Annotated in this window: 20 protein-coding genes, 2 pseudogenes and 1 other annotated feature; of the genes and pseudogenes, 14 read left to right on the top strand and 8 right to left on the bottom strand. The window is 68.7% G+C overall.

Annotation, left to right across the window (positions count from 1 at the left end; all coding sequences use genetic code 11):
- Window positions 1-80 precede the first annotated feature (80 nt).
- The 3 genes from PQI07_RS10340 (at window position 81) to PQI07_RS10330 (ending at window position 3,291) form a co-directional block, all read left to right on the top strand.
- Window positions 81-791 (top strand): MgtC/SapB family protein, encoded by a 711-nt coding sequence (locus PQI07_RS10340; protein ID WP_274926565.1) that lies wholly within the window; start codon window positions 81-83, stop codon window positions 789-791.
- Window positions 792-995: 204 nt separating this feature from the next.
- Window positions 996-1,051, top strand: a sequence feature (sul1 is cis-regulatory element that is thought to sense ions involved in sulfur or methionine metabolism; They are found in Alphaproteobacteria).
- A 114-nt stretch (window positions 1,052-1,165) separates the two neighbouring features.
- Complete coding sequence (locus PQI07_RS10335; protein ID WP_274926564.1) at window positions 1,166-2,647, top strand: SulP family inorganic anion transporter; 1,482 nt, start codon at window positions 1,166-1,168, stop codon at window positions 2,645-2,647.
- Window positions 2,648-2,814: 167 nt separating this feature from the next.
- Window positions 2,815-3,291 carry a bleomycin resistance protein gene (locus PQI07_RS10330; protein ID WP_274926563.1) on the top strand — a complete coding sequence of 159 codons (477 nt, stop codon included), beginning with the start codon at window positions 2,815-2,817 and terminating at the stop codon, window positions 3,289-3,291.
- Between the two features lie 84 nt (window positions 3,292-3,375).
- Here the strand turns inward: PQI07_RS10330 and PQI07_RS10325 are convergent, their stop codons facing one another.
- On the bottom strand, window positions 3,376-3,753 hold the full coding sequence (locus PQI07_RS10325; RefSeq protein WP_274926562.1) for an ArsR/SmtB family transcription factor: 378 nt from the start codon (window positions 3,751-3,753) through the stop codon (window positions 3,376-3,378).
- A gap of 106 nt (window positions 3,754-3,859) precedes the next feature.
- Between PQI07_RS10325 and PQI07_RS10320 the strand changes: the two genes are divergently transcribed.
- From PQI07_RS10320 to PQI07_RS10310, 3 genes are all read left to right on the top strand, one after another.
- On the top strand, window positions 3,860-4,606 hold the full coding sequence (locus tag PQI07_RS10320) for a glucose 1-dehydrogenase (RefSeq protein ID WP_274926561.1): 747 nt from the start codon (window positions 3,860-3,862) through the stop codon (window positions 4,604-4,606).
- 256 nt (window positions 4,607-4,862) lie between these two features.
- Window positions 4,863-5,806, top strand: a protein-coding gene (locus PQI07_RS10315; protein ID WP_274926560.1) for an IS630 family transposase whose coding sequence is annotated in 2 segments (ribosomal slippage) — window positions 4,863-5,199 and window positions 5,199-5,806 — 945 coding nt in all. Because the reading frame shifts where the segments join, the coding sequence is not laid out codon by codon here.
- 347 nt (window positions 5,807-6,153) lie between these two features.
- Entirely contained in the window at window positions 6,154-6,312 is a 159-nt protein-coding gene (locus PQI07_RS10310) for a hypothetical protein (RefSeq protein WP_158498469.1), read from the top strand.
- A 29-nt stretch (window positions 6,313-6,341) separates the two neighbouring features.
- Here the strand turns inward: PQI07_RS10310 and PQI07_RS10305 are convergent, their stop codons facing one another.
- Window positions 6,342-7,721, bottom strand: a complete 1,380-nt coding sequence (locus tag PQI07_RS10305) for an HD-GYP domain-containing protein (protein ID WP_274926559.1) — start codon at window positions 7,719-7,721, stop codon at window positions 6,342-6,344.
- A 186-nt stretch (window positions 7,722-7,907) separates the two neighbouring features.
- Between PQI07_RS10305 and PQI07_RS10300 the strand changes: the two are divergent.
- Window positions 7,908-8,244 (top strand): annotated as a pseudogene (locus PQI07_RS10300) (IS110 family transposase); the annotation flags it as partial.
- A gap of 208 nt (window positions 8,245-8,452) precedes the next feature.
- Here the strand turns inward: PQI07_RS10300 and PQI07_RS10295 are convergent.
- Window positions 8,453-8,545: pseudogene (locus tag PQI07_RS10295) on the bottom strand (IS6 family transposase); the annotation flags it as partial.
- 323 nt (window positions 8,546-8,868) lie between these two features.
- Between PQI07_RS10295 and motA the strand changes: the two are divergent.
- The 3 genes from motA to PQI07_RS10280 all read left to right on the top strand — a co-directional run bounded on the left by motA (window position 8,869) and on the right by PQI07_RS10280 (window position 11,834).
- Window positions 8,869-9,732: a flagellar motor stator protein MotA gene (gene motA, locus PQI07_RS10290; RefSeq protein ID WP_043346294.1), complete on the top strand. Its 864-nt coding sequence runs from the start codon at window positions 8,869-8,871 to the stop codon at window positions 9,730-9,732.
- A gap of 22 nt (window positions 9,733-9,754) precedes the next feature.
- Window positions 9,755-10,615: a flagellar motor protein MotB gene (locus tag PQI07_RS10285; RefSeq protein ID WP_043346296.1), complete on the top strand. Its 861-nt coding sequence runs from the start codon at window positions 9,755-9,757 to the stop codon at window positions 10,613-10,615.
- A 532-nt stretch (window positions 10,616-11,147) separates the two neighbouring features.
- Window positions 11,148-11,834 (top strand): SDR family oxidoreductase, encoded by a 687-nt coding sequence (locus PQI07_RS10280; RefSeq protein WP_274926558.1) that lies wholly within the window; start codon window positions 11,148-11,150, stop codon window positions 11,832-11,834.
- Window positions 11,835-11,855: 21 nt separating this feature from the next.
- Here PQI07_RS10280 and PQI07_RS10275 read toward each other — a convergent pair whose 3' ends face one another.
- Complete coding sequence (locus PQI07_RS10275) at window positions 11,856-12,188, bottom strand: hypothetical protein (RefSeq protein WP_236952744.1); 333 nt, start codon at window positions 12,186-12,188, stop codon at window positions 11,856-11,858.
- A gap of 316 nt (window positions 12,189-12,504) precedes the next feature.
- Here PQI07_RS10275 and PQI07_RS10270 point away from each other — a divergent pair, with 316 nt between their 5' ends.
- From PQI07_RS10270 to rnhA, 4 genes are all read left to right on the top strand, one after another.
- The gene (locus tag PQI07_RS10270) at window positions 12,505-13,350 is read left to right on the top strand and encodes a C40 family peptidase (protein ID WP_043346309.1); all 846 of its coding nucleotides are present in this window, start codon (window positions 12,505-12,507) and stop codon (window positions 13,348-13,350) included.
- 223 nt (window positions 13,351-13,573) lie between these two features.
- Complete coding sequence (gene ispH, locus PQI07_RS10265) at window positions 13,574-14,575, top strand: 4-hydroxy-3-methylbut-2-enyl diphosphate reductase (RefSeq protein ID WP_043346311.1); 1,002 nt, start codon at window positions 13,574-13,576, stop codon at window positions 14,573-14,575.
- A 102-nt stretch (window positions 14,576-14,677) separates the two neighbouring features.
- Window positions 14,678-15,643, top strand: coding sequence for a homoserine kinase (thrB, locus tag PQI07_RS10260; RefSeq protein ID WP_053611322.1), 966 nt, complete (start codon window positions 14,678-14,680; stop codon window positions 15,641-15,643).
- Window positions 15,644-15,650: 7 nt separating this feature from the next.
- The gene (gene rnhA / locus PQI07_RS10255) at window positions 15,651-16,136 is read left to right on the top strand and encodes a ribonuclease HI (protein ID WP_053611321.1); all 486 of its coding nucleotides are present in this window, start codon (window positions 15,651-15,653) and stop codon (window positions 16,134-16,136) included.
- A 430-nt stretch (window positions 16,137-16,566) separates the two neighbouring features.
- On the opposite strand, the gene zwf is transcribed toward rnhA, so the two are convergent.
- The 4 genes from zwf to PQI07_RS10235 all read right to left on the bottom strand — a co-directional run bounded on the left by zwf (window position 16,567) and on the right by PQI07_RS10235 (window position 24,347).
- Window positions 16,567-18,093 carry a glucose-6-phosphate dehydrogenase gene (zwf, locus tag PQI07_RS10250; RefSeq protein WP_043346314.1) on the bottom strand — a complete coding sequence of 509 codons (1,527 nt, stop codon included), beginning with the start codon at window positions 18,091-18,093 and terminating at the stop codon, window positions 16,567-16,569.
- A 292-nt stretch (window positions 18,094-18,385) separates the two neighbouring features.
- Window positions 18,386-19,936 (bottom strand): efflux transporter outer membrane subunit, encoded by a 1,551-nt coding sequence (locus PQI07_RS10245; protein ID WP_446720943.1) that lies wholly within the window; start codon window positions 19,934-19,936, stop codon window positions 18,386-18,388.
- A gap of 191 nt (window positions 19,937-20,127) precedes the next feature.
- The gene (locus PQI07_RS10240) at window positions 20,128-23,595 is read right to left on the bottom strand and encodes an efflux RND transporter permease subunit (RefSeq protein WP_043346320.1); all 3,468 of its coding nucleotides are present in this window, start codon (window positions 23,593-23,595) and stop codon (window positions 20,128-20,130) included.
- A complete protein-coding gene (locus PQI07_RS10235; protein ID WP_078947380.1) occupies window positions 23,592-24,347 on the bottom strand; it encodes an endonuclease domain-containing protein in 756 nt (251 codons plus the stop codon). The genes PQI07_RS10240 and PQI07_RS10235 overlap by 4 nt, the downstream gene beginning before the upstream one ends.
- Between the last annotated feature and the right edge of the window lie 64 nt (window positions 24,348-24,411).

Genomic DNA, 24,411 nt, shown 5'->3' with positions numbered 1-24,411 from the left:
CCGGTTCGGATACGCTTACGGATCCGGGCCGGGCCATGGTGTCACGGTTTCGTCACCTCCCCGCTCCCATGAGACCGCGGATGATCAGCTACACCGCCCTCCCCGAAGAACTGAAATCCGCCATCGGCCTGCTCGTGGCCTTCGTGCTCGGCACGATCATCGGGGCCGAACGCCAGTACCGGCAACGCACCGCGGGCCTGCGGACGGCCGTGCTGGTCGCGGTGGGAGCTAGCGCCTTCGTGGATCTCGGCATGCGGCTCACCGGCCCGGACGGGGGCGTCCGCACGGTGGCCTATGTGATCTCCGGCATCGGCTTCCTCGGCGCCGGCGTGATCATGAAGGAGGGCATGAACGTCCGCGGCCTCAACACGGCCGCGACCCTGTGGTGCTCGGCGGCCGTCGGGGCCTTCTGCGGTGCGGACCTGCCCCTGGAGGCCGTGTTCGTGATGGTGACGGTTCTGGCCTGCAACACCGCGCTCCGGCCGCTGGTGAATGCCATCAACCGCGCGCCGATTCGCGAATCCGCCACCGAGGCGACCTACGAGGTCCAGGTCACCACGGCGCCCGGCGAGGCCGGTCCGGCGCAGGATCTGCTGGTGGAGCGCCTGGAGGCGGCGAACTACCCGGTCGGCAGCGTCGAGGTGGAGGAGCGGGGCGAGAACGCGGTGGATGTGGTGGCGACCCTGACGGCCAGCGCCGTGAAGGCCGAGGAGCTCGACGCCGTCACGGCCGAACTGGCCCGCGCCCCGGGCATTCGTCACGCCACGTGGTCGGTCCAGACCGCCGACTGATCTGTTTTCGGGTCACAGCTCGGTCCGTTCGACCGGAGCGGCGGCTGGTTCCGACCTTCCTCGGCCGTACAATGCGGGTTGAGTAGGCCCGGTAAGCAGACGTGCAAAAGCTGGTACGCCGAAGCCGGTCTTGCGGCGGGGACGCACTGGGTATCGTTCGGATGTTGCAACGCACCAGTCTGGTGATGTACGAGGGGCCATACGACAGGACCCGGTGAAAGCCCGGGTGGCTCTTCCGGCCGCCGATCCGCCGGACCACGCAATCGACGGCGACCGTGTCGCGGACCTCCAAGGAGGCCGACCCGCCGTATTGCGCCTCCCGCACGGGTTCGCGGACGTCGCGCGTGCGGGACGACGAAAGTCTCCCACCCATCATGAATCTCGTACACCTCCGGAGCGAATGGGCTCCGAACGTCACGCGTGAACTGCTGGCCGGCGCGGTGGTCGCCCTGGCCCTGATCCCCGAGGCCATCGCCTTCTCGATCATCGCCGGTGTCGATCCCAAGGTCGGCCTCTACGCCTCCTTCTGTATCGCCGTGGTCACCGCATTCGCCGGCGGCCGCCCGGCGATGATCTCCGCCGCCACCGGCGCCATGGCGCTCCTCATGGTCGGCCTCGTGAAGGACCACGGCGTCGGCTACCTGTTCGCCGCCACCATCCTCACCGGGCTCCTGCAGATCGTCGCCGGGGCCCTGCGCCTGGGCAACCTGATGCGGTTCGTCTCGCGGTCGGTGGTCACCGGTTTCGTCAACGCCTTGGCGATCCTGATCTTCCTGGCGCAGATGCCCGAGCTCCTCGGCCAAGGCACCACGGTCTACGTCATGACCGCCGTTGGCCTCGGCATCATCTACGGGCTGCCGTACCTGACCAAGGCCGTGCCATCACCGCTGGTGACCATCGTCCTGCTCACCGCCGTCTCGATGTACCTCGGCCTCAGCATCCACAGGGTCGGCGACATGGGGGCGCTCCCGAGCGAGCTGCCGTGGGTGGCCCTGCCACAGGTGCCGTTCACCCTCGACACGCTGTGGATCATCCTTCCGGTCTCGCTGACCTTGACCATGGTCGGTTTGTTGGAGAGCTTGATGACCGCGGCCATCGTCGACGAGATGACCGACACGACTTCGAACAAGAACCGTGAATGCGCCGGCCAGGGCGTCGCCAACATCGCTTCCGGGTTCCTCGGCGGCATGGCCGGCTGCGCCATGATCGGGCAATCGGTCATCAACGTCTCCTCCGGCGGCCGCGGGCGCCTCTCGACCCTATTCTCCGGTGTGTTCCTGCTGTTCCTCATCGTGGTGCTCGGGCCTTACGTGGCGCAGATCCCGATGGCGTCGCTCGTGGCCGTGATGATCATGGTCTCCATCAACACCTTCCAGTGGAAATCCCTGCGCACGCTGGTCACCCATCCGAAGGCGTCGAGCGTGGTCATGCTCGGCACCGTCGCGGTGGTGGTCGCCACTCACGACCTCGCCAAGGGCGTGCTGTTCGGCGTGATCCTGAGCGGGTTGTTCTTCGCCCACAAGGTCACGAAGTTCTTCGCCGTCCGGTCTTCCCGTGGCGAGGGCGACGTGCGGACCTACCGGATAACCGGGCAGATTTTCTTCGCCACGGCGGAAGCCTTCCACGCCGCCTTCGACTTCCGCGAGGAAGGGCTGACGGGCGTGGTGATCGACCTGCAGGCGGCACACTTCTGGGACATCTCGGCTATCAACGCTCTTGACCGGGTCGTCCTGAAGCTCCGCCACCATGGCATCACGGTCGACGTCGTCGGCATGAACGAGGCGACGGCAACCATGGTCGAGCGTATCGGCACTCACGATAAGCCCGGGGCGACGTTCGCCGTCGGCGGTCACTGATCCAACGGCAGGCCATCCTCGAATCGCGCTGGTGGTGCCGAGGATGGCCGATTCCCGGTAAACCCACTCAGAAGCAGTCAGGCTACTTTCCACCCCCAGCCGCCGTTCCGCACTCGACCCGTAGCGGACCTTGATCTCCTTCGCTCGTGCATGGCTTGGAAAGCGTCATGGAACCGCTCGCCGATCCCATTGCTCGCGCCCGCTCCACCGGCTCCGGCCACCCCCCGGAAAGTGGGTTCTCCGCCCTAACGCCGGAACTGGCTGTCTACGACCTCGACACAAGCCTGCGCTTCTGGTGCGATCTGCTCGGCTTTGGTGTCGCCTATGATCGACCGGCTGCCCGCTTTTCCTACCTTGTACGAGGCCGCGCGCAGATCATGCTGTGCCAGCGCAATGGTCGCTGGGATACGGGGACGCTGGAGCGCCCTTACGGACGTGGCGTGAACTTCCAGATCATGGTCGATCAGCTTGCGCCGATCCTGACGGCGCTCGCCACGGCGGGATGGCCGCTCTTCGAAGAACCGAGCGAGGCTTGGTATCGGACCGGACCGGTGGAGGGCGGACAGAGGGAGTGTCTCGTCCAAGACCCCGATGGGTATCTCGTGCGCCTCGCCGAGAGCCTCGGGCATCGTCAACCGGAGTAAGGTCCGCTACCAACCCAAACGGGCCTTCCGTTCCCGACCCAAGTCGGTCGCCGTCGGTGGATTGGAGCATTCTCGGATGCAGACCTAGGTCGCGTCTTTATCGAGTGTGGGTGTCTCCGCAGCACGCAAGTCGTGGCGCTGGTCTGATGCGTAGGCATTGATGATCCCTGCCAGCAGACCGGGAAAGCGTGCCTCCACCTCGATCCAGCGGGAATGGTTGCGCACTTCGACGCCGTGACGTTCGCTGCGGATCAAACCGGCCTCGCGCAGAACCTTGAAGTGGTTGGACAGCGAGGATTTCGGGATGACCCGGTCCCCAACTGCCGAGACTGCCGAGCAGGCCTCGACACAGCCCGCCTGCATGATCTTGGCGAATATCGCCGCGCGGCTCGGATCGGCGAGCGCGTGCAGGATCGCCGCGGGACGCACGTCCTCGATAGCGGGGTGAAACAGGGGTCTCATATTTCGTCCATATGGGGTCTTGAACGACGCTCCATTAGTTCCGAAGTTCCGAACTATGGGCCTAAGGCTGCCAGTCCGGAGCCGGTCCCAGTCGGAGATAGCACACATGTCGAAGCTTGAGGGCAAGGTCGCCGTCGTGACCGGAGCATCCAAAGGCATCGGTGCGGGGATCGCCAAGGCGTTGGCCCAGGATGGCGCCGCTGTGGTGGTGAACTACGCGTCCAGCAGGGCCGGGGCTGACACCGTCGTGGCGGCCATCACCTCGGCCGGCGGCAGGGCCATCGCGGTCCAGGGCGACGTGTCCAAAGCGTCCGAGGCGCAGGGTGTGATCGAGGCGGCGGTGCGGGAGTTCGGGCGGCTCGACGTGCTGGTCAACAACTCCGGCATCTACGAGTTCGCGGCGATCGAAGAGGTCACAGAGGAACACTATCGCCGCCAGTTCGACGTCAACGTGCTTGGCATTCTGCTGTCGACCCGGGCGGCCGTGAAGCATCTCGGCGAAGGCGCGAGCATCGTGAACATCTCTTCGGCGATCACGCACGTGCATACGCCGGCGGCGGCGGTCTACGCGGGCACGAAGGGCGCGGTGAACGCGATCTCGGGCGTCCTCGCCAATGAGTTGGCCCCGCGCAAGATACGCGTGAACGTGGTCAGCCCCGGCTACGTGGTGACCGAAGGCACGCACACGGCCGGCATCTCCGGCTCGGAGATGGAAGCCGGGATGGTCGCACAGACACCTCTCGGCCGCGCCGGCCACCCGGATGACATCGCGGGCGTCGTGACGTTCCTCGCGTCCGATGACGCGCGCTGGCTTACCGGCGAGAACATCACCGCCAGCGGCGGTATTCGCTGAAACACAACGACTAGACCTGCGCGCACGGGCCAGACAGGGGCTGCGCGCAGGAGCGCAACGCAGGACGAGCGGTGTCGAACTACGTCAACCCTTCGATAGCGTCTGCTTTGCTGTCTCTCGCACCGGAAGCAGACCCTCGGCTGTCCACCCCCAGCGGTCATTTAGAGCGTTTTCGGTTTGGGCTGAGTCGGCTTGGTGGGGTTCACGCGGCGCTGGGAGGCTGATTCACTAGGCCGGTCGACAGCTGGAGTGATGCATGGGCCGCCCCTACAGCTTGGACCTGCGCGAGCGGGTGGTGACCGCGGCTGCGGCGACCTCGCGCCGTCAGGCGGCCGCCCGCTTCGGGGTCGGCCAGGCAACCGCGATCCGCTGGATGGCGGCGCTCGCCGCGACTGGGACGGTGGCCGCCCGGCCGCAGGGGCGTGCCCGCCGCTCCAAGCTCGACCCGTACGAGACGTTCCTGCGTACGCTGATCGACGAGAAGGTTGACATCACCCTGGAGGAGATGCGCGCCCGGTTGCAGGACGAGCATGGCCTCACCGTCGGGCTCGGCACGCTGTGGGCCTTCCTCGACGCGCGCGACCTGACGTACAAAAAAAGACGGCCCACGCCGCAGAGCAGGATCGACCGGACGTGAAGGCCGCCCGGGAAGCGTGGTTCGAGAGCCAGCCCGATCTCGACCCGGACCGGCTGGTGTTCCTCGACGAGACGTGGACCGCCACCAACATGGCCCGCACCCGCGGGCGCTGTCCCCGCGGCCAGCGGCTGCGCTCCCCCGTCCCGCACGGTCATTGGAAGACCACGACCCTGGTGGCGGGCCTGCGCCTGTCCGGGATCGCCGCGCCGTTCGTGCTCGACGGGCCGATCAACCGCGACGCCTTCCAAGTCTACGTCGATCAGGTCCTGGTGCCCGAACTCGCACCCGGGGACATCGTGATCATGGACAATCTCGGCAGCCACAAAGGCCCGGCCGTGCGCGCGGCGATCGAGGCGGCAGGCGCGCGGCTCCTGTTCCTCCCGCCCTACTCGCCGGACTTCAATCCGATCGAGATGGCGTTCTCGAAGTTGAAGGCGGGGCTGCGCAAGGCCGCCGAGCGCACGCGCGAAGAGCTCTGGACCACAATCGGGCGGCTCGTCGATGCCGTCACGCCCGACGAGGCCGCAAACTTCTTCGTCGCGGCAGGATACGACCCCGATTAAACCGAAACCGCTCTAGGGGCGACTGTCGACGGGACTGGAACTGGCCGAAAGCGGCCGGTCCGCTTCGGCGCAGGCCCGCCGGAAAGCGGATGGCCTCCTATCGACCCGACGTCGCCCGTGAGGCCGGATCGTGCCGTCCCCGGAAGCGGACGAAGGCGCCCTCCTTCCGGCGGGGCCAGCGTGATGAGGATAGCTACAACCAGAAAGTAAAACGAGGTTGTATTAAATACAACGGACGTTCCTATCAGAATGTATCGATGCGTCGTGCTCTCTGGGCTCGCAAAGCGGGCGACGTCCGGATGGCAGCCGCCCGCCCTCACGCCTCTCTCCGCCAGGAATCTCGGACCATGATCACCCGCGCCCTCGACGCACTGTGCCTCAGTGCCCTGGGTTCGACGGCCTTGGGATGGGCGGTGCGCACGGTCGTCATCGTGGCATCCCGGACTGTCGCGCCCCGCAGCGAGGCTGCCGGCGGCCGGCCCGGCCCGATGGCGCCGGCCCGGTAGGCAAGAGGATCGGTGAGCGGCGATGCGGCTCAGGCCGCCCGGGCGAGATCCCCTTCGATCGCGGCGAGCGCCCGCTCCAGCGCCGCGAAGCAGGCCGGATCGAACGCTGTGCCGACATCCGCCCGCATGATGCCGAGCGCCTTCTCAAGCGGCATGGCGGCCCGGTAGGGTCGGTCGGCGGTCAGCGCGTCGAACACGTCGGCGACCGAGACGATCCGGATCTCGGGTACGATCGCATCGCCCTTCAGCCCCCGTGGATAGCCCTTGCCGTCCAGCCGCTCATGATGGCCGCCGCCGATACAGGCCATCTCGTGAAACACCGCCACGCGGGCCAGGATGGTCTCCGACAGGGCGGCGTGATTGCGCATGTCCTGCCACTCGGCATCGTCCAGCTTGCCGTTCTTGTCGAGGATCGCGTTCGAGACCCCGAGTTTGCCAATGTCGTGCAGGAGCGCGGCCCGCTTGAGCCAGCGGCGGCGTTCCGCAGTAAAGCCGAGTTCGGCCGCGATCATATCGGCGTAGACCGCGACCCGCTCGGAGTGGCCGGAGGTGAAGGGGCTCTTGGCATCGATGATCTGGGCGAACGCGCGGGCGATGTCGTCGAGGTAGTCCTCGTCCACCGCGATCGGGCTGACCGGTGCCAGGGCGAACACCGCCGCCTCGACCTCATCCGAACCCAGAATCTCCCAGAAGCGGGGTTCGGCCGCGACCGCTTCGAAGCAGGCGACGACCTGCGGGTCGAACCATGTGCCAGAGCGCGCCCGCACCTCGGCGATCGCGGCCGAAGGGCCAGCTGCGGCGTGGAAGACGTCGACCACCTGCGCGAGCAGCGCCACACGGGCGTAGAGCGGGATCGCAGCGCCCGTGAGGCGGTCCGGCCGGCCGCTGCCATTCCAGTGCTCGTCCAGCGCGTGGATGGCGTCGCAGACGCTCGTCGAAAAGCGGAGCTGCCGGGCGATCGCGGCACCGCGCTGGCAGCGGGTCTGTATGAGCTCGTCGGCGATCGCTCCACCGTTCTGCAAGATGTTGAGCACCGCGCGGAACCGTTCGGCCAAGCCTGCCTTCAAGCCCGTGTGAGCGAAGACAAATCCCAGCACCTTCGGCAAGCTGTCGCTCACCGTCTTGAAGTCACGTTTGAAGCTGAGATCGTCGGATAGATAGAGTTCGCAGATTCGCGCGGCGTTGCTTGAGCAGCCGAGATCCTTCAGCATGATCGTATGGTAGAGTTCCCATAGCTGAAGGTCGGGCAGGCCCATCGCGCGGCCGATGTGGAAGCCGATCCATGTCGCACGAATGCAATGCCCCACGGGCTGACCTTCCGTCAGATCCAGGGCATGGCTCAAGGCACCCAGGATTTCCGACAGGTGTACGGTCTGTGTCTCTGCGTCACCGCTCGCCACGATTCGCATTGGTATAGCCCAAACTCGTGCCTTATAGGCCGAATGACTATCTCCCAAAAATAATGAAACCGTTCATCGACGGTCGTTCCCAAGCGTCCTCATCTCGGCCGGGAGCCGCCGCAAAACCACCCTGAGCGTTGGGGTGGACATCCCCCGACGGCATTGCTGTGCCAGAGCGGCGGTGTTGCGACACCCCTGCAGGCGGCGTCCCCAGGTGGGGTGAGCACCGGCGGGATCGATCCGGTCGAGTCGATTTTCCAGGGTCACCGCTCGGATGCGAGTGGCACAGCCGTGGGTCGCACGATGCTGCGGCGTGATCCGAGGCGGGCGTTCGTCGCGACACCTCCCCGATGCATGGGCGCGATGGAGATCTGCGCCGGTGCTCGTCACTGGGCATGCGGGATAGGCTTGGCCGGTCACGACACGCGGCTCAATCCCTCCGGCATGCGTGAAGCCGTTCGCGAAGCGGCAGAAGAGCGCCATGGCCGACGCGGAGGCGATCTGCGGCGCGGCGCCCGACGCTGCGGTTCGCCCGGGGATCCCGACACAGCTGGGGCGAGGTCGGCCGGCATGCGGTCGCGCCAGCCGCGCATGCGGGTCACCGTCGCCCTGGCGGACATGATGGCGCGGATCGTCTGGGCGTTGATGGCCCACGGGGCGCCTGCGGAACTCCGGCCACGGCGTAACCGCCATGCCGCGAGGCGGGAGGGATGCGGGGACGGTCGTCCATCGCCCCGCCGTCACGCCTTGTTCGCCGCGGGAAGTCCGAAGCAGCGGGCCAGCATCGGGTGCCGCTCGCGCACGGTCCATGCACCGGCAAAGCCGAAGCCCTTCACCGGCAAAGCCGAAGCCCCTGCGCAGCCCCCGCATGCCGTCCGAGCCGCAGATCATGCGCCGGCTCTGGGGATGGAGTGGCGGGGATGGAGCGGCGGGCTCGGCGGCTAGGCCCAACGACCCGTGAACCCGCGCGTTCGCGTGTGCGACACGCCCGCACCCGTCACGCCGGGTCAAACCCGCTCGACCCCACGCTGGGACCGACCGTCCCATAATCCTCCGGCCGCCGCTCTAAACGCAGCATTAACCTTGTTCAGTGATTTGCTGGATCCTTCAAAGCTTCGCGGGGTCCGTACCTGCCGCCGCGCAAGGATGGCAAATCATGCGGCTGATCGTCGGCACACTGATCGTCTTCGTCTGCGTGTTCGGCAGCTACGCGGCGATGGGTGCCCACTTGGCAGTCCTCTGGCAGCCGTTCGAGTTTGTCATCATCCTCGGTGCAGCCATCGGTGCCTTCGTCATCGGCAACACCGGGCCGGTGCTCAAGGCCGTGCCCGCCATGCTGGGCACCCTGATGAAGGGCCCCAAATACACGCAGAACTCCTATGTCGAACTGCTGGGGATGCAGTATTCACTGTTCAAGCTTGCGAAGCAGAAGGGTTCGATGGCGCTCGAGCCGCACATTGAAAACCCGGGCGAGTCGACACTGTTCAACGCCTTTCCGACCTTTGCAGCGAATCATCACGCGGTCGAGTTTGTCTGCGACTACATGCGCATGGTGTCGCTGGGTGCCAACAACGTCCATGAGATCGACGCTCTCATGGATCAGGAACTGGAGACGCACCACCAGGAGCAGGAGCGGGTCGTGTCTGCCATGCAGGCGCTCGCCGACGGAACACCGGCGCTCGGCATCGTCGCCGCCGTGCTCGGCGTGATCAAGACGATGGGGGCGATCAAGGAGCCGCCGGAGGTGCTGGGGCATCTGATCGGCGGCGCGCTCGTCGGCACCTTCTTTGGCGTCTTCGTCGCCTACGGCTTCTTCGGGCCCATGGCGCAGTCGCTCAAGAGCCTCTTCGAGGCCGAATCCAAATACTACCTTTCCCTCAAGGCGGGTCTGCTCGCCCACATCGGCGGCCAGCCGCCGGTCATGGCGATAGAATTTGCCCGCAAGTCTCTGATGAGCGACGTCCGCCCGACCTTCAGCGAAGTGGAAGCGGCAACCGCCGCTCTGCCCGCCCAGATCTGACCCGCTATCCGGCAGGGATTCGATGACCACGATCATCATCAAGAAGGTCAAGAAGGCCGCACACGCCCATCACGGCGGGGCCTGGAAGATCGCCTATGCGGACTTCGTGACCGCCATGATGGCGTTCTTTCTGCTGATGTGGCTGATCAGCATGACGACCCAGGAGCAGAAGATCGGTTTGGCGGAATACTTCTCGCCGGCGGCTTTGAGCCCTGCAACCAGTGGCGCGGGCGGGATCCTGTACGGCACCGCCCTGGACACGTCAGGCAACAAGCCGTCCACGCCCCGCGACGCGGAGCGGGGTTCTGCCGAGCGGGAGGACAGAGTGCGCCCGACCAGTCCGGGCCGCACCAGCGATCTCGATGCCAGCCGCCCGGCCGCCAGCACGGAGGTGAACTACAGCGCCATAGCCAGCCTCCGGCAGGCGCTCCAGACGATGCCCGACATCGCCGAGCTGTCGAAGAACATCGTGATCGAGCAGACCAAGGAGGGCGTGAACGTGTCCCTCGTGGACCAGGACGGCCGCGCCATGTTCCGCGAGGGCTCTGTCGACCCCTACGAGCGCACCCGTCGCGTGCTGGAGGCGCTCGCGCCCGCCCTGCGCCGGCTGCCCAACAGCCTGTCGATAACCGGCCACACGGCCGCCGCACGCCCGGGCTCGGCGCGGACCGCCGAACCCTGGAATCTCACCGCCGGGCGTGCGCTCGCCGTGCGCGAGATCCTGTCGGGTGCCGGGGTTCCCAACGACCACTTCTCGTCCGTGGTGGGACGCGCCGACACCGAGCCGGTTTTCCCCGACAATCCCTACATCGCGCCGAACCGACGGGTGACGATCACTCTGCTCAATGCGAGCCCGCCGGTGCCCCCGAACCTGCTTCGTTGACGACGAGGCACCGCGCCGCCTCGGACGACAACGGCGAATCGCCGTCGAGGCCGCCCATCGGATCATCGTGGCGCATCACGCACTTTGCGCAGGACCACAGGCTACACCGTCGCTTCTGGCGCGCGTGCGGAGACGGAGCGGGCGGCCTACGAACAGGCCCGGCGCGTCTGCGCCGCGCGCCTTGCGTCAGCGCCCTCAGCGGATCCCCAGGATCCACCCCCAGGGGAGGGGGTCGGCCTGTCGGGATGGCTTTCGAGGCGCGGGAACGAATGGAGGTCGCGGTCAGGCCACGGGCCTCGAGCCGCACGGGGCGAGAGACCGTCGAGAAATCAACCCCAGAGACCTGAGCGGCGTCCGCTTCCCCAACCTCGATTCCCAAAAGCGGACCGGCGGAAAACCACCCGACCCGGACATTCGTCCGGTCACGCGGATCACGTGCGAACCCCGGGCTCGGCCCGTTCGAGACCGAACCCCGGTCACGCAACCTCCGCGGCCGATCGAACCTTATCCGGCCGAGACCCGGAGACCGACCATGACCCAATCGCAGAAGCACGCGCTGATCGTCGGGGCCTCGCGGGGCCTGGGGCTCGGCCTCGTCGAGACATTCCTGGCCCGCGGCTGGCGCGTCACCGCCACCCAGCGCAGGCCGTCCCCCGCCCTCGCCGGCCTCGGCTCGGAGGCCCTGCGCGTCGAGTCCGCCGACATCGACGACGATCCCGGCGTCACCGCCCTGCACGACCGGCTGGCCTCCGAGCGCTTCGACCTGATCTTCGTGGTGGCCGGTGTCGCCACCCTGGCGCACGACCCGGCGCACGCGGTGCCCCGGGATGTCGCCGCGCAGGTCTACCTCACCAACGCGATCAGTCCGATCCGCTTCGCCGAGGCCTTCCTGGATCGCCTCGTCCCTGGCGGCAGCATCGCGCTGATGAGTTCGATCCTCGGCAGCGTCGGCCTGAACGAGACCGGTGGCTGGGAGACCTACCGGGCCAGCAAGGCGGCGCTGAACACCCTGGCGCGCAGCTTCGAGATCCGGCACCGGGCGGAGAACGTCTCCGTGCTGATCCTGCATCCGGGCTGGGTGCGCACCGAGATGGGCGGGGCGGAGGCCGACATCGACGTGGCGACCAGCGTCACAGGCCTCGCCGACGTGATCGGGGCGCAGCTCGGCCGGCCGGGCGCCCACTACCTCGACTACCGGGGCGAGACGCTGGCGTGGTGACGCGGTCGTCCTGACGGCCGCTCAGCGGCGCGGGTCGAGGGGCCGGCTGCGCCGCTCGATCACCACGGTCGGGCGGGTGCGGCGCTCGACCACCACGGTGCGGGGTGCCCGGCTCGGGCTCGCATGGGTCAGGATCCGCTCGGGGACGCGCTCCGGCTTGGCCTTCTTGGCCGCCAGGACGTGCGGGCGGACCTCGTCGGCCGGCAGGCCCATCAGGCCGGCGGCGATCTCGACCTGCTGCTCGACATCGTCGGCGAGGTCCTGCGCGGCGGCGACCGCCTCGTTCACCGTCGGCGGCTCGCGGCGGACGCGGATCGGCGGCAGGTCGGCGAAGCTCTTCTGTGTCTTCTTCACGGGGCGACTCGCGGTCTTCATAACCCTGAACATAGCGCCTTCCGCGCGGGTTGTGCAGTGCATCAAAAACGTGTGATGGGCGCCTTGGGCACATGTCTCGCGGATCCGGAACGGAGATGTGACGCGCCCTGGGGCATCCGGTGCCTCATCGGCCGGGCATCCGAGCAATCCGGCGGCGGAATCCGAGCCGTCCAGGCCCCCGTACCGCTCGGCGCGGCATAGTGGCGCAGAGGAGCGTCCGGAAGCGTCGCTCCGGCGCGACCGCGCTGACCCGCCCGTCAGCCCGGCAGGGTCGGATTCATGGTAGGATCTGCGCATGAGCGAACCCCTCGATCCCCGGCTGACTCCGGCCCGGCCGCATGTCGCCGATCTCCGCCTGCGGGACCGCGTCACGGCGGCGCGCTACGTCGCCGGTACGCCGCTGCGCGTGACCGCGCCGTCCGCGCCGCTGCGCCGCGAGCCCGATCCCGGCGCGGGGCTCGACACCGAGGCGCTCCTCGGCGACGCGGTCGATCTCTACGACGCGGCCGAGGGCTTCGCCTTCGTGCAGCTCGCCCGCGACGGCTATGTCGGCTACCTGCCCGCCGACAGCCTGGGCCCGGCCGATCCGGAGCCGACGCACCGCGTCACGGCCCTGCGCACCTTCCTGTACCCCGAACCGGACCTGAAACGGCCGGTCCTCGGGCATCTCAGCCTCGGCGCCCGCCTCGTGGCGACCGGTGAGTCGGGCGCGTATCTGGAGACCCGGGGCGGCTATGTGTTCGCCCGGCATTGCGCCTCCGTGGAGAGCCGCGAACCGGATTACGTGGCCACGGCCATGCGGCTGGCCGGGACCCCCTATCTCTGGGGTGGGCGCACCAGTCTCGGGCTCGACTGCTCCGGTCTGGTGCAGCTCTGCCTGGACATGGCGGGGCTGCCCTGCCCCCGCGACGCCGACATGCAGGAGAGGGCCCTCGGGCAGGCATTGCCCCTCGACCTCGCGCACCTGCGCCGGGGCGATCTCGTGTTCTGGCGCGGCCATGTCGGGCTGATGCGCGATCCCGAGACGCTGATCCACGCCAACGGCCACCACATGGCGGTGGCGGCGGAGCCGCTGGCGGAGGCGGTCGCCCGCATCGAGGCGCACAGCTTCGGCGCCGTGACGGGCATCCGGCGGCTTTAGCCGGCTGTGCCGAAGCCCTGCGCAAAGACGAGACGGGTGTCGCTCACGAAAACCGTCTGTCCCCACCGCGGACGGCGCAGCGGCCCTGCGTGACGCTCTGCGAACGGCGCGGGTCCAATTCCCGCGGCAATCGTGCTACAGAGCGGCTCCGCTTCCCTCTTCCCGCCCGGTTCCTGGGCCAGTCCTGTTGACAGGACCGCCCCGCCCTCGCCACATCCCCCTCATGACCGTCGAAATCGCGACCACCGAGCCCGTTCCGGGCACCGCCGGCAAGCCGCCGCTGGAAATCCTGCTCTGCGCCCCCCGCGGCTTCTGCGCCGGCGTGGTGCGGGCCATCGATGTCGTGGAACGGGCTCTCGCCATCTATGGGCCGCCCGTCTACGTCCGTCACGAGATCGTGCACAACAAGTACGTGGTCGAGAGCCTGAAGCGGAAGGGCGCCGTGTTCGTCCGCGAACTCGACGAGGTGCCGGACGGCGGCGCCCCGGTGATCTTCTCCGCCCATGGCGTGGCGAAGACCGTGCCGGCCAACGCCGATTCGCGCGGGCTCACCACCATCGACGCCACCTGCCCGCTGGTGACCAAGGTCCACCGCGAGGCCGAGATCCATCACAAGCGCGGCCGCCACGTGCTGCTGGTCGGCCATTCCGGGCATCCGGAGGTGGTGGGGACCATGGGCCAGCTGCCCAAGGGCTCGATCACCCTGGTTGAGGATCTCGACCAGATCGCGGCTCTCACCCCCGACAATCCCGACAACCTCGCCTGGGTCACCCAGACGACCCTGTCGGTGGACGACACAAGGCACATCGTCGACGCCTTAAAGAAGAAGTTCCCGACCATCACCGGGCCGCACAAGGACGACATCTGCTACGCCACCACGAATCGCCAGGAGGCGGTGAAGCAGGTGGCCCCGCTGGTGGACGCCTTGATCGTCGTCGGCTCGTCGAACTCCTCGAACTCGCAGCGCCTGCGCGAGGTCGCCGAACGCGTCGGCTGCCCGATCACCCGTCTGGTGCTCCGCGCCGAGGAGATCGACTGGCCGGCCTTCGAGGGCATCCGCAAGCTCGGCCTGACCGCCGGCGCCTCGGCGCCCGAGGTGCTGGTGGAGGAGATCATCGACGCGTTCGCGGCCCGCTACGACGTGATCGTCGACACGGTCTCGACGGTGATCGAGGACATGGTCTTCCCGCTGCCGCGGGAGCTGCGCAGCGAGGCCGCCGAGTAGGCGGTCCAGGCCGACACGCGGGCCTGAGGCTCGGCATGCTCTATGCGGGGGCGCTTCGGCGCCCCTTGCCATGTTGACCTTCCGAAATCAGAGCGCGAACACGTGGCCGTCTACACCGAGGTATCCGACGCGGCGCTCGCCGACTTCCTGTCCGCCTACGCGATCGGCAGCCTGCTCTCCTTCAAGGGCATCGCCGAGGGGGTCGAGAACTCGAATTTCTTCCTGCACACCACCCAGGGCTCCTACATCCTGACCCTCTACGAGAAGCGGGTCCGGGAACAGGACCTGCCGTTCTTCATCGGGCTGATGGAGCACCTCTCGGCCCGCGGCCTCGCCTGCCCGCAGCCCGTGCGGGACCGGGCCGGCCAGGCCCTCGGACAGCTCTGCGGCCGCCCCGCCGCCATCGTGAGCTTCCTGGAGGGCGTCTCGGTCAAGACGCCGGGCGTCGAGCATTGCCGGGCGCTCGGCCGGGCGCTGGCCGAGCTGCATGCCGCCGGCCGGGATTTCCCGATGGTGCGGGAGAACAACCTCTCGGTCTCCGCGTGGCGGCCGCTCTTCGCGCAGGCCGAGGACCAAGCCGATTCGGTCGAGCCCGGTCTCGCGGCGCGCACCCGGTCCGACCTCGCCGTCCTCGAGGCACACTGGCCGCGGAATCTGCCAAGCGGCGTGATCCACGCGGACCTGTTCACCGACAACGTCTTCTTCATCGGCGATGCCCTGTCGGGCCTGATCGACTTCTACTTCGCCTGCACGGACGCTTTCGCGTACGACCTCGCGGTCTGCCTTAACGCGTGGTGCTTCGAGGCCGACGGCACCTTCCACCGGGACATGGCGGCCGGGCTGATCGCCGGCTACGAGGCGGTGCGGCCGCTCGAATCCGCCGAGGTCGCGGCCCTGCCGATCCTGTGCCGGGGCGCCGCGCTCCGCTTCATGCTCACCCGGCTGGTGGACTGGCTGAACGTGCCCCCGGGCGCCCTGGTGAAGCCGAAGGATCCGCGGGAATTCGATCGCCGGCTCACCTTCCACCGGCAGGCCCGGGACGCGTGGGATTACGGGCGGCCGCGCTGAGGGCCCGGTGAGCGCCGACGAGACCGGGCCGGGCGGCCAGGCCGCGGCCGAGCCGAAGCGCGTCACGATCTACACGGACGGCGCCTGCTCGGGGAATCCCGGGCCGGGCGGCTGGGGCGCGATCCTGATCTTCGGCGACACCCGGAAGGAGCTCTCGGGGGGCGAGGCCCACACCACCAACAACCGCATGGAGATCCTGGCGGCGATCGAGGCGCTGGAGGCCCTGAAGCGCCCCTGCCGCGTCGACCTGTTCACGGACTCCCAGTACCTGCGCCAGGGCATCACCAGCTGGATCCACGCCTGGAAGGCCCGGGGCTGGCGCACCGCCGACAAGAAGCCGGTGAAGAACGAGGATCTGTGGCGGCGGATCGACGCCGCCCGCGAGCGGCACGACGTGGCGTGGCACTGGGTGAAGGGCCATGCCGGCGACCCGCTCAACAACCGGGTCGACGCGCTCGCCGTCGCCGCGATGCTGCCGTTCAAGCGCCGCTGAAACCGGATCCGGGTTCAGCGCTCCGCGACCACGACCGCGCCCTCGTTTCCCGCTCTGCGGCCACGGCGGAGCGCCGTGCAGGACGCGCATGGCCGCGTCGGCCACATCGTGCGCGATGACGGAACGACGGTGCACGACAGGCTCCCGCCCGCTGGGCAGACGGCCGGGTCGATCGAGCGCGGGACGATCCCTCCAGCAGGCCGCTCTTCGCCAACCGCTCGTCGAGTGCGATCGCGGGAGCCGGGTGGTCGAACGCCGTCAGATCGTCGATGGCGTCGCGGTCCGGAAAGCGCCCGTCGACGGTGACGCGCCCCCCGCCCGAGGCAACCCTCTCGACGCCGGAAGGCTGTCGCATCCTCACGAATGGGGAAGGCTATGGGGAAGGCTATCGTGCGGCCGCCCAGCGGAGAACCGATCAGGCGGCCCCTTCTCAGTCGGTCTCGCCGTCGAGACCCAGCCAGTGGCGGCCGTCGCGAGCCAGGAGTGCGTCGGCTTCCTTCGGGCCGGCACTGCCCGCCGGATAGAAGGTCACCTCTCCCTGCGGCCAGCCCTTGAGCAGCGGATCGACCGCCGCCCAGCCGGCCTCGATGTTGTCGGCGCGCTGGAACAGCGTCGCGTCGCCGGTCATGCAATCGTAGAGCAGCGTCTCGTAGCCGACATTCGGCCGGTCGGCGAAGAAGTCCTTGTAGCGGAAGCCGGACCGGACCCGGCCGATCGCCATCTGCGGCCCCGGTACCTTGACGTTGAATTCGGTGCTGACCCCGTGATCGGGATCGATCTGGATCCGCATCACGGTGGGCGCGAGATCGGCGGTGGGCGTGTCCTCGAACATCTTGAACGGCGCCGGCTTGAACAGCACCGCGATCTCGGTGCGCCGCCCGGTCATGCGCTTGCCGGTGCGGACGTAGAACGGCACCCCGGCCCAGCGCCAGTTCTCGATATTGAGCTTCAGGGCGATGTAGGTCTCGGTGACCGAGTCCTTCGCCACGTGCGGCTCGTCCCGGTAGGCGGGCACGTCGCGTCCCTCCGAGGTGCCGGCCGTGTACTGGCCGCGCACCGCATCCTCGGGCGGGATCGGCTTCACGGCCTCGGCGAGCTTGGCCTTCTCGGTGCGCACGGCCTCCGCGTCGAAGGAGTTCGGCGGCTCCATGGCGACCATGCAGAGGAGCTGGAACATGTGGTTCGGCACCATGTCGCGCAGCGCCCCGGTCGGCTCGTAGAAGCCGCCGCGCTCCTCGACGCCCACCGTCTCGGCCGCCGTGATCTGGATGCTGTCGATGTATTCCCGCCGCCAGACCGGCTCCAGCAGCCCGTTGGCGAAGCGGAACGCCATGATCGACTGCACGGTCTCCTTACCCAGGAAGTGGTCGATCCGGTAGAACTGGCTCTCGTCGCCCTGTTTGAGGATCCGGGCATTTAGCGCCCGGGCCGATTCGAGATCGGAGCCGAACGGCTTCTCGATCACCACGCGGCGGAAGCCGTCGCCCTCCTGCTTGAGCAGCCCGGCCTGACCGAGCCCATCCACGATGGTCCCGAAGAAGCGGGCCGCCACCGCGCAGTAGAACACCGCGCTGCCGGTGACCCTCTGCTTCACGGCCGCGTAGGTCTCGGGCTTCTCGAAATCGCCCTTGAGGTAGTGGAGCCGGTCTCGGATGAAGCCCCAGCTCTTCGGGTCGATGTGGTCGGCGTGGAACTCCGAGGTCGGGTCCTTGCTGAACGCCTCCAGGGTCTGGGTGAGGTTGTCGCGCAGGGACTCGTCAGTGCCGTCGTTGTGGTCGATGCCGAGGATCGAGAAGCCTTCGGCCAGGAGCCCCGCGCCCGCGAGATTGTAGAGCGAGGGCATCAGCAGGCGCTTCGTCAGGTCGCCACCGGCCCCGAAGATCACCAGCGTACAGGGCGGTGCCGGCTGCGTGCCGCAGGCTGCCGTATCCTTGAGGGCTGTCGTCGGCTCGGCCATCCCTGACTCCCGTCTGGCTGCAGTGCGGCAAACCGGCCTGACAACCCGCTACGGCGAGGCCCGTTCCGGCGCCTATGGGGCTATGCTGCGCCGGGTCCAGGATCAAGGAACCCCGCATGCATACCCGGTTCCTCGAACCCTGAGCCCACAGCCACGTCTTCCGGGGCGACCGACACCGTCACGCCCTTCGACGCCGCCGGACCCTGGGCCGCTTTGCGACGTCGCGCCGATGCGGAGGGTTGCATCACCGGACGGCCTCGACCGGAAGCCGGCCGCTCGCGCCCGCAAATCCCTACTCGTCGGGGCGCACCGCCTGTCCGCCCCGGTCGATCGGCAGGCTCGGACCCTTCAGCTCGGAATCGCTCGGCAGCGAGCGCACGTCCCACCCGCCGCCGAGGGCGCGGATCAGCGTGACCGCCGCAGTGAAGCGGCTCAGCCGCACCTGGAGGGCGTTGACCTCGTTGTTCACGAGCAGGCTCTGCGCGGTCACCACCGTGGTGAAGTTCTGGGTGCCGGCCCGGTACTCGTTGAGGGTGATCTCCACGGCCTTGCGCGACAGGTCCACGGCGGTGTCCTGCGCCTTCTGCTGCTGGCCGAGGATACGCAGGGCCGCCATCTGGTTCTCGACCTCGGCGAAGGCGGCCAGCACCACCTGCCGGTAGCCGGCCACGGCAGAATCGTAGCCGGCCTCGGCCGAGCGCAGGGCCGCCGTGCGGGCGCCGCCGTCGAACAACACCTCGCTGCCGGAGGCCGCCACAGACCAGACCTGGTTGGCGGCCGAGAGCAGGCCGTTGCGGGTCGCCCCCGAGATACCGCCCTGGGCCGAGATGGTCACGGTGGGGAAGAAGGCCGCCACCGCTACGCCGATGCGCTCGCTCTGCGCCTGGACGAGGCGCTCGGCCTGGGCCACGTCCGGGCGCCGTTCCAGGAGGTCGCCGGGGATGCCCACCGGCACGCCGGGTGGATTGCGCGGGATTCCGGCCACCGGGATCGACACCTCCGAGGGCGGGCGCCCGATCAGGGTGGCGATGGCGTTGACGTACTGCACGCGGGTCAGGCGCACCGCGATGGCCTGGGCCTCGATGGTCTGGACCTGGGTCTGCGCGGTGATCACGTCGGACCGGGCCGCGACGCCCGCGGCGTACTGGTTCTCGGTGATCGCCAAGGTCTTCTTGAAATTCTCGACGTTCTCCTCGAGCACCTTCTGGAGCGAATCCGCGTAGCGCACCGTCAGGTAGTCGGCGGCGATCTCCGCCTGGATGCTCAAGCGGGTCAGCGCGAGGGTGGCGGCGTCGGATTGCGCCAGGGCCGCCTCGCTCTCGATGGTCCGGCGCGTGCCGCCGAACAGGTCGAGCTCCCAGCTCGCCTGGCCGAGCAGCGCCACGTTGGTGCGTGTGGTGGTGCCGCTGCCGGTCCGGGTGATGCTCGGCGCGCCGATCACCGTCGGATACAGGGCGGCCTGCGCGGAGGCGACGAGGGCCCGGGCCTGCCGGTAATTCGCCACCGCCTGCCGGAGGGACTGGTTGTCGACGTCGACGAGGCGGATCAGCCGGTCGAGATTCGGATCCCGAAAGACCCGCCACCAGTCGCCGCGCTCCACGGCGTCGTTGGGCCGGGCCTCGCGCCAGCCGTTCTTGCGCGCCGCGACATAGGCCGGGCTGTCCTCGCGGACGCCGCCCTGCTTGTACGCGAAGGGCGTCTCCACAGAGGGCCGGGTGTAGTCGGGGCCAACCACGCAGCCGGCGAGGAGCGGGGCGGCGACGAGGAGGGATGCGAGGGTGCGGCGCCGGCGATTGGCAGCGGCAGGTTCGCGGCTCAACAATCCGACGGACGCAGGCGTCATGCCTAGCCGCGCCCTCATGCTGAGGTGCCGGAGCGCAGCGGTGTCCTCGAAGGACGGCTCCAGCCAGATGCGCGATCCCTGGAACCCTCCTTCGGGGCCCGCTGCTGCGGGCACCTCAGGATGAGGGCGTGGGTTGGACAGATGTTCACACCCGACAGGAGCCGCCGCTGTTTCACGTGAAACCTTAACCATCACTCTCCGGCCGGCAGCGCCGCTTCTCCGCCCCGTCCCGCGCGCCTGCGCCGGTTGAGCACCCTGTGCCGGAGGCGATCGAGGGTGAGGTAGACGACGGGGGTGGTGTAGAGGGTCAGGATCTGGCTCACAATCAACCCGCCGACGATGGCGATGCCGAGCGGGCGGCGCAGCTCCGCGCCCTCGCCGTTGGCCAGGATCAGCGGCACGGCGCCGAGCATGGCCGCCAGCGTCGTCATCATGATCGGCCGGAAGCGCAGGAGACAGGCCTCGCGGATCGCGTCCACGGGATTCGCGCCCCGGGTCCGCTCGGAATCGATCGCCACGTCGATCATCATGATCGCGTTCTTCTTCACGATGCCGATGAGCAGGAACACGGCGATCAGCGCGATGATGGTGAAGTCGGTGCCGGTCACCAGCAGCGCCAGCACGGCGCCGACGCCGGCCGAGGGCAGGGTGGAGAGGATCGTCAGCGGGTGCACGAAGCTCTCGTAGAGGATCCCCAGGACCGCGTAGACCGCCAGGATCGCCGCCAGGATCAGCAGCGGCTGGCGGGAGGCCGAGGCGACGTAGTTCTTGGCCGCGCCGGCATACTCGCCGTGGATCGTGGCCGGGAGCTGCAGGGAGGCCATGGCCCGGTCGATGGCGTCGGTGGCGTCCGACAGGCTCTTGCCCGGCGCGAGGTTGAACGAGATCGTCGTCGCCACGAACAGGCCCTGGTGGCTCACCTGCACGGGGGCGCTGCCGGGCTCGATCCGCGCGAAGGCCGAGAGCGGCACCATCGTCTCCTTGGCGGCCGAGACGGGCGCGCTCGACGAGGCCCCGCCCTTGCTCGCCGCGATGGCGTTGGAGGAGGCGTTGCGGGCCGAGTCGGACGCGATGGCGGCGGCGTTCGAGGCGGTGTCGGCCGTGCTGGTGGCGGAGGCGGCGGCCGCCGCCGCGACGGCGCCCGCGCTGCCCGAGCCACCCACCGCCCCGGAGCCGGTGGCGGCGCCGGTCGCGGCACTCGCCGACGACCCGCTGCCCGGGCTGCTGGTGCCGGTCGCCGTGTTGATGTTGACGGTCCCGCCCGCCGCCACCGTGCCGGCGACCGCGTTGGTGGTGGCCGAGCCCGGCGCGTTGCCGCCCGAGGTCGAGACGTAGATCTGCTTGAGCGTCTCCGGCGTCTCCAGGTAGCGCGGCGCGATCTCCATCACGACGTGGTACTGGTTCAGCGGATTGTAGATCGTCGAGACCTGACGCTGGCCGAAGGCGTCGTAGAGGGTGTTGTCGATCTTGATCGGCGTGATGCCGTAGCGGAACGCGGTCGCCCGGTCGATCACGACCCGGCTCTCCAGCCCGCCCTCCTGCTGGTCCGAGGTCACGTCCGCGAAGGTCGGATCCTTCTGCAGGGCCGCCACCAGCTTCGGGGCGGCGGCGAACAGCTCCGCGGCGGTGTCGCCCTGAAGGGTGTACTGGTACTGGGCGAAGCTCTGGCGCCCGCCCATCTGCAGGTCCTGGCGCGGGAAGACGTAGAGGCGCGCCCCCGCAACTTGCGCGAGCTTCGGCCGCAGCCGCGCCATGACCGCGGAGATCGGCGCCCGCTCGTTGAGCGGCTTCAGGCCGACGAAGACGTTGGCCGAGTTGGTGCCGCGGCCCCCCGTGAAGCCGACGACGCTTTCCACCGCCGGATCCGCGCCAACGATCGCGGTCGCCTGCTTGAGCTTCTTCTCCATGGACTGGAACGAGATGCGCTGGTCGGCCTGGATGCCGCCCATCATCTGCCCGGTATCCTGCTCGGGGAAGAAGCCCTTCGGGACGATGATGTAGAGGTAGACGTTGAGGCCGACTGTGGCGAGCAGGCTCAGCAGCACGAGCCGCGGATGGGCGAGCGCCACCGCGAGGGTCCGTTCGTAGGCGCCGAGCAGACGCGAGAAGCCGCCCTCCAGCATCCGGATCAGCCAGTTCGGCCGGCGGCCCGCCGGGGGTTCGCCGTTGGGGCCGTGCCCCTCGGCCCGGAGTAGCCGGGCGCACATCATCGGCGTCGTGGTGAGCGAGAGGACCAAAGAGATCAGGATCGACAGCGACAGGGTGACGGAGAATTCCTGGAAGATGCGCCCGACGAGGCCGCCCATCAGCAGGATCGGCAGGAACACCGCGATGAGCGACAGGCTCATCGAGATCACCGTGAAGCCGACCTCCCGGGCGCCGATCAGCGCCGCCTGGAGCCGGGGCTTGCCCTCCTCGATGTGCCGCTGGACGTTCTCCAAGACCACGATGGCGTCGTCGACCACGAAGCCGGTGCCGATGATCAGCGCGGTCAGCGACAGGATGTTGAGCGAGTAGCCGAGCAGGTACATCGCCGAGAAGGTGCCGATGATCGAGATCGGCACGGCGACCGCCGGGACCAGGGTCGCCCGCCAGGAGCGCAGGAAGGCGAAGACCACCAGGATGACGAGGCCGACCGCCACCAGCAGCGTCTCCTCGGTGGCCGAGAGCGAGGCGCGGATCGTGGCGCTGCGGTCACCGGTGAGCTTGATGTCGATGCCGCCCGGCAGCGCCGCGGTGATCTGCGGCAGGGCCTCCTTCACGGCGTTGATGGTCTCGACCACGTTGGCGCCGGGCTGCTTGTAGACGAACAGCAGCACGCCGGGCTTGCCGTTGACGATGCCGAGGTTGCGCTTGTCCTCGACCCCGTCGAGCACCTCCCCCACGTCGGTGAGCTTCACCGCGGCGCCGTTGCGATAGGCCACGATGATGTCGCGGTAATCGGCGGCCTTGCGGCCCTGGTCGTTGGCGTAGAGCTGGTAGCGGCGGTCGCCCGCATCGATCTCGCCCTTGGGCGAGTTGGCGTTGGCCGAGGCCAAAGCCGCCCGGATGCCTTCGAGGCCGATGCCGTAGTTGAACAGGGCCGTGGGATCGAGCTCGACCCGCACCGCCGGCAGGGACGAGCCGCCGATATCGACATTGCCGACACCGGGCAGCTGCGACAGCTTCTGCTGCACCACGGTGGCGGCGGAATCGTAGACCTGCCCGCGGGTGAGCGTCTCCGAGGTCATGCCGAGGATGATGATCGGCGTGTCGGCGGGGTTGAACTTCCGGTAGGTCGGGTTCTGCCGGAGCGAGGCCGGCAGGTCGGCGCGGGCCGCGTTGATGGCGGCCTGGACGTCGCGGGCCGCACCGTCGATGTCGCGGTTCAGGCCGAACAGCAGCACGATCCGGGTGGAGCCGAGGGCGTTCGTCGACGTCATCTCGTTGACGTCGGCGATGGCGCCGAGCCGCCGTTCGAGCGGCGCCGCCACGGTGGTGGCCATGGTCTCGGGCGAGGCGCCGGCCATCTGCGCCTGGACGAGGATGACCGGGAAGTCGATCTGCGGCAGCGGCGCCACCGGCAGCTTCAGGAAGGCGAACACGCCCGCCAGCAGCACGCCGATCGTGAGCAGCGTGGTCGCCACCGGCCGTCGGATGAACGGCTCGGAGATGTTCACGGGATGGGGCTCCCGTGGGGTGGGTGGCTGGCTGGCGCATCCTCACCGGAAGAGAAGCGACCGATGCCGCATCTCTCCCTCCCCCCTCTGCGGGGGAGGGTGGCCCCTGCGTCAGCAGGGGTCGGGAGAGGGGACCCGGGTTCTGGATAAGGCGAGGCCTTCATGACGGGCGCGGCCGCATTCTGCACCGTCGCTCCCCTCTCCCGACCCCCTTCGGGGGCCACCCTCCCCCGCAGAGGGGGGAGGGAAGAGCTACGTCCTGACCGCGCCGCGATAGCTGCACCGACCGCTTCCAGCACAGCGTACAGATTGCTGAGCACAACCTCGTTCGGGAAGCGCAGAACCGTGAAGCCCTGGCGCTTCAGCCAAGCATCGCGCTTCGCATCGCGGAGACGGCGTCCCTCCGTCTCATGCGGCTCGCCGTCCAGCTCGACGATCAGCCGTGCAGAGGCGCAGAGGAAGTCGGCGATGTAAGGCGGGATCGGAACCTGACGGCGGAATTTCAGGCCGTGAAAGCGCCTGCCGCGCACCTGCTGCCAGAAGGCATCCTCAGCCCGCGTGTAGGATTGCCGCTGCTCTCGGGCAAAGGCGCGCAGGCGTGGATCGGGCCTGCCGTAACGCAGGTCGTTCCGAGGTGACCCTGAGTCGGACCTGTCACACGCCCTCCCGCCCCCCTCTGCGGGGGAGGGTGGCCCCCGAAGGACGTCGGGAGAGGGGAGCGACGCATCCGGAAAGGTCGCGACGGGTTCCATATCCTGAACTGTCGCGCTGCCCCTCTCCCGACCCCTGCTGACGCAGGGGCCACCCTCCCCCGCA

The sequence above is a fragment of the Methylobacterium sp. 092160098-2 genome, from assembly GCF_028920805.1.
In the GTDB taxonomy this organism is placed as follows: domain Bacteria; phylum Pseudomonadota; class Alphaproteobacteria; order Rhizobiales; family Beijerinckiaceae; genus Methylobacterium; species Methylobacterium fujisawaense.
Note: the sequence above shows the minus strand (reverse complement) of the source record. Positions and strands in the feature narration are given on the sequence as shown.

Bases quoted from the DNA above. Each gene is read 5' to 3' on its own strand.
- PQI07_RS10340 (WP_274926565.1), top strand. From the start codon at position 81: ATGATCAGCTACACCGCCCTCCCCGAAGAACTGAAATCCGCCATCGGC.
- PQI07_RS10335 (WP_274926564.1), top strand. From the start codon at position 1,166: ATGAATCTCGTACACCTCCGGAGCGAATGGGCTCCGAACGTCACGCGT.
- PQI07_RS10330 (WP_274926563.1), top strand. From the start codon at position 2,815: ATGGAACCGCTCGCCGATCCCATTGCTCGCGCCCGCTCCACCGGCTCC.
- PQI07_RS10325 (WP_274926562.1), bottom strand. From the start codon at position 3,753: ATGAGACCCCTGTTTCACCCCGCTATCGAGGACGTGCGTCCCGCGGCG.
- PQI07_RS10320 (WP_274926561.1), top strand. From the start codon at position 3,860: ATGTCGAAGCTTGAGGGCAAGGTCGCCGTCGTGACCGGAGCATCCAAA.
- PQI07_RS10310 (WP_158498469.1), top strand. From the start codon at position 6,154: ATGATCACCCGCGCCCTCGACGCACTGTGCCTCAGTGCCCTGGGTTCG.
- PQI07_RS10305 (WP_274926559.1), bottom strand. From the start codon at position 7,721: ATGCGAATCGTGGCGAGCGGTGACGCAGAGACACAGACCGTACACCTG.
- motA (WP_043346294.1), top strand. From the start codon at position 8,869: ATGCGGCTGATCGTCGGCACACTGATCGTCTTCGTCTGCGTGTTCGGC.
- PQI07_RS10285 (WP_043346296.1), top strand. From the start codon at position 9,755: ATGACCACGATCATCATCAAGAAGGTCAAGAAGGCCGCACACGCCCAT.
- PQI07_RS10280 (WP_274926558.1), top strand. From the start codon at position 11,148: ATGACCCAATCGCAGAAGCACGCGCTGATCGTCGGGGCCTCGCGGGGC.
- PQI07_RS10270 (WP_043346309.1), top strand. From the start codon at position 12,505: ATGAGCGAACCCCTCGATCCCCGGCTGACTCCGGCCCGGCCGCATGTC.
- ispH (WP_043346311.1), top strand. From the start codon at position 13,574: ATGACCGTCGAAATCGCGACCACCGAGCCCGTTCCGGGCACCGCCGGC.
- zwf (WP_043346314.1), bottom strand. From the start codon at position 18,093: ATGGCCGAGCCGACGACAGCCCTCAAGGATACGGCAGCCTGCGGCACG.
- PQI07_RS10245 (WP_446720943.1), bottom strand. From the start codon at position 19,936: ATGACGCCTGCGTCCGTCGGATTGTTGAGCCGCGAACCTGCCGCTGCC.
- PQI07_RS10235 (WP_078947380.1), bottom strand. From the start codon at position 24,347: ATGGAACCCGTCGCGACCTTTCCGGATGCGTCGCTCCCCTCTCCCGAC.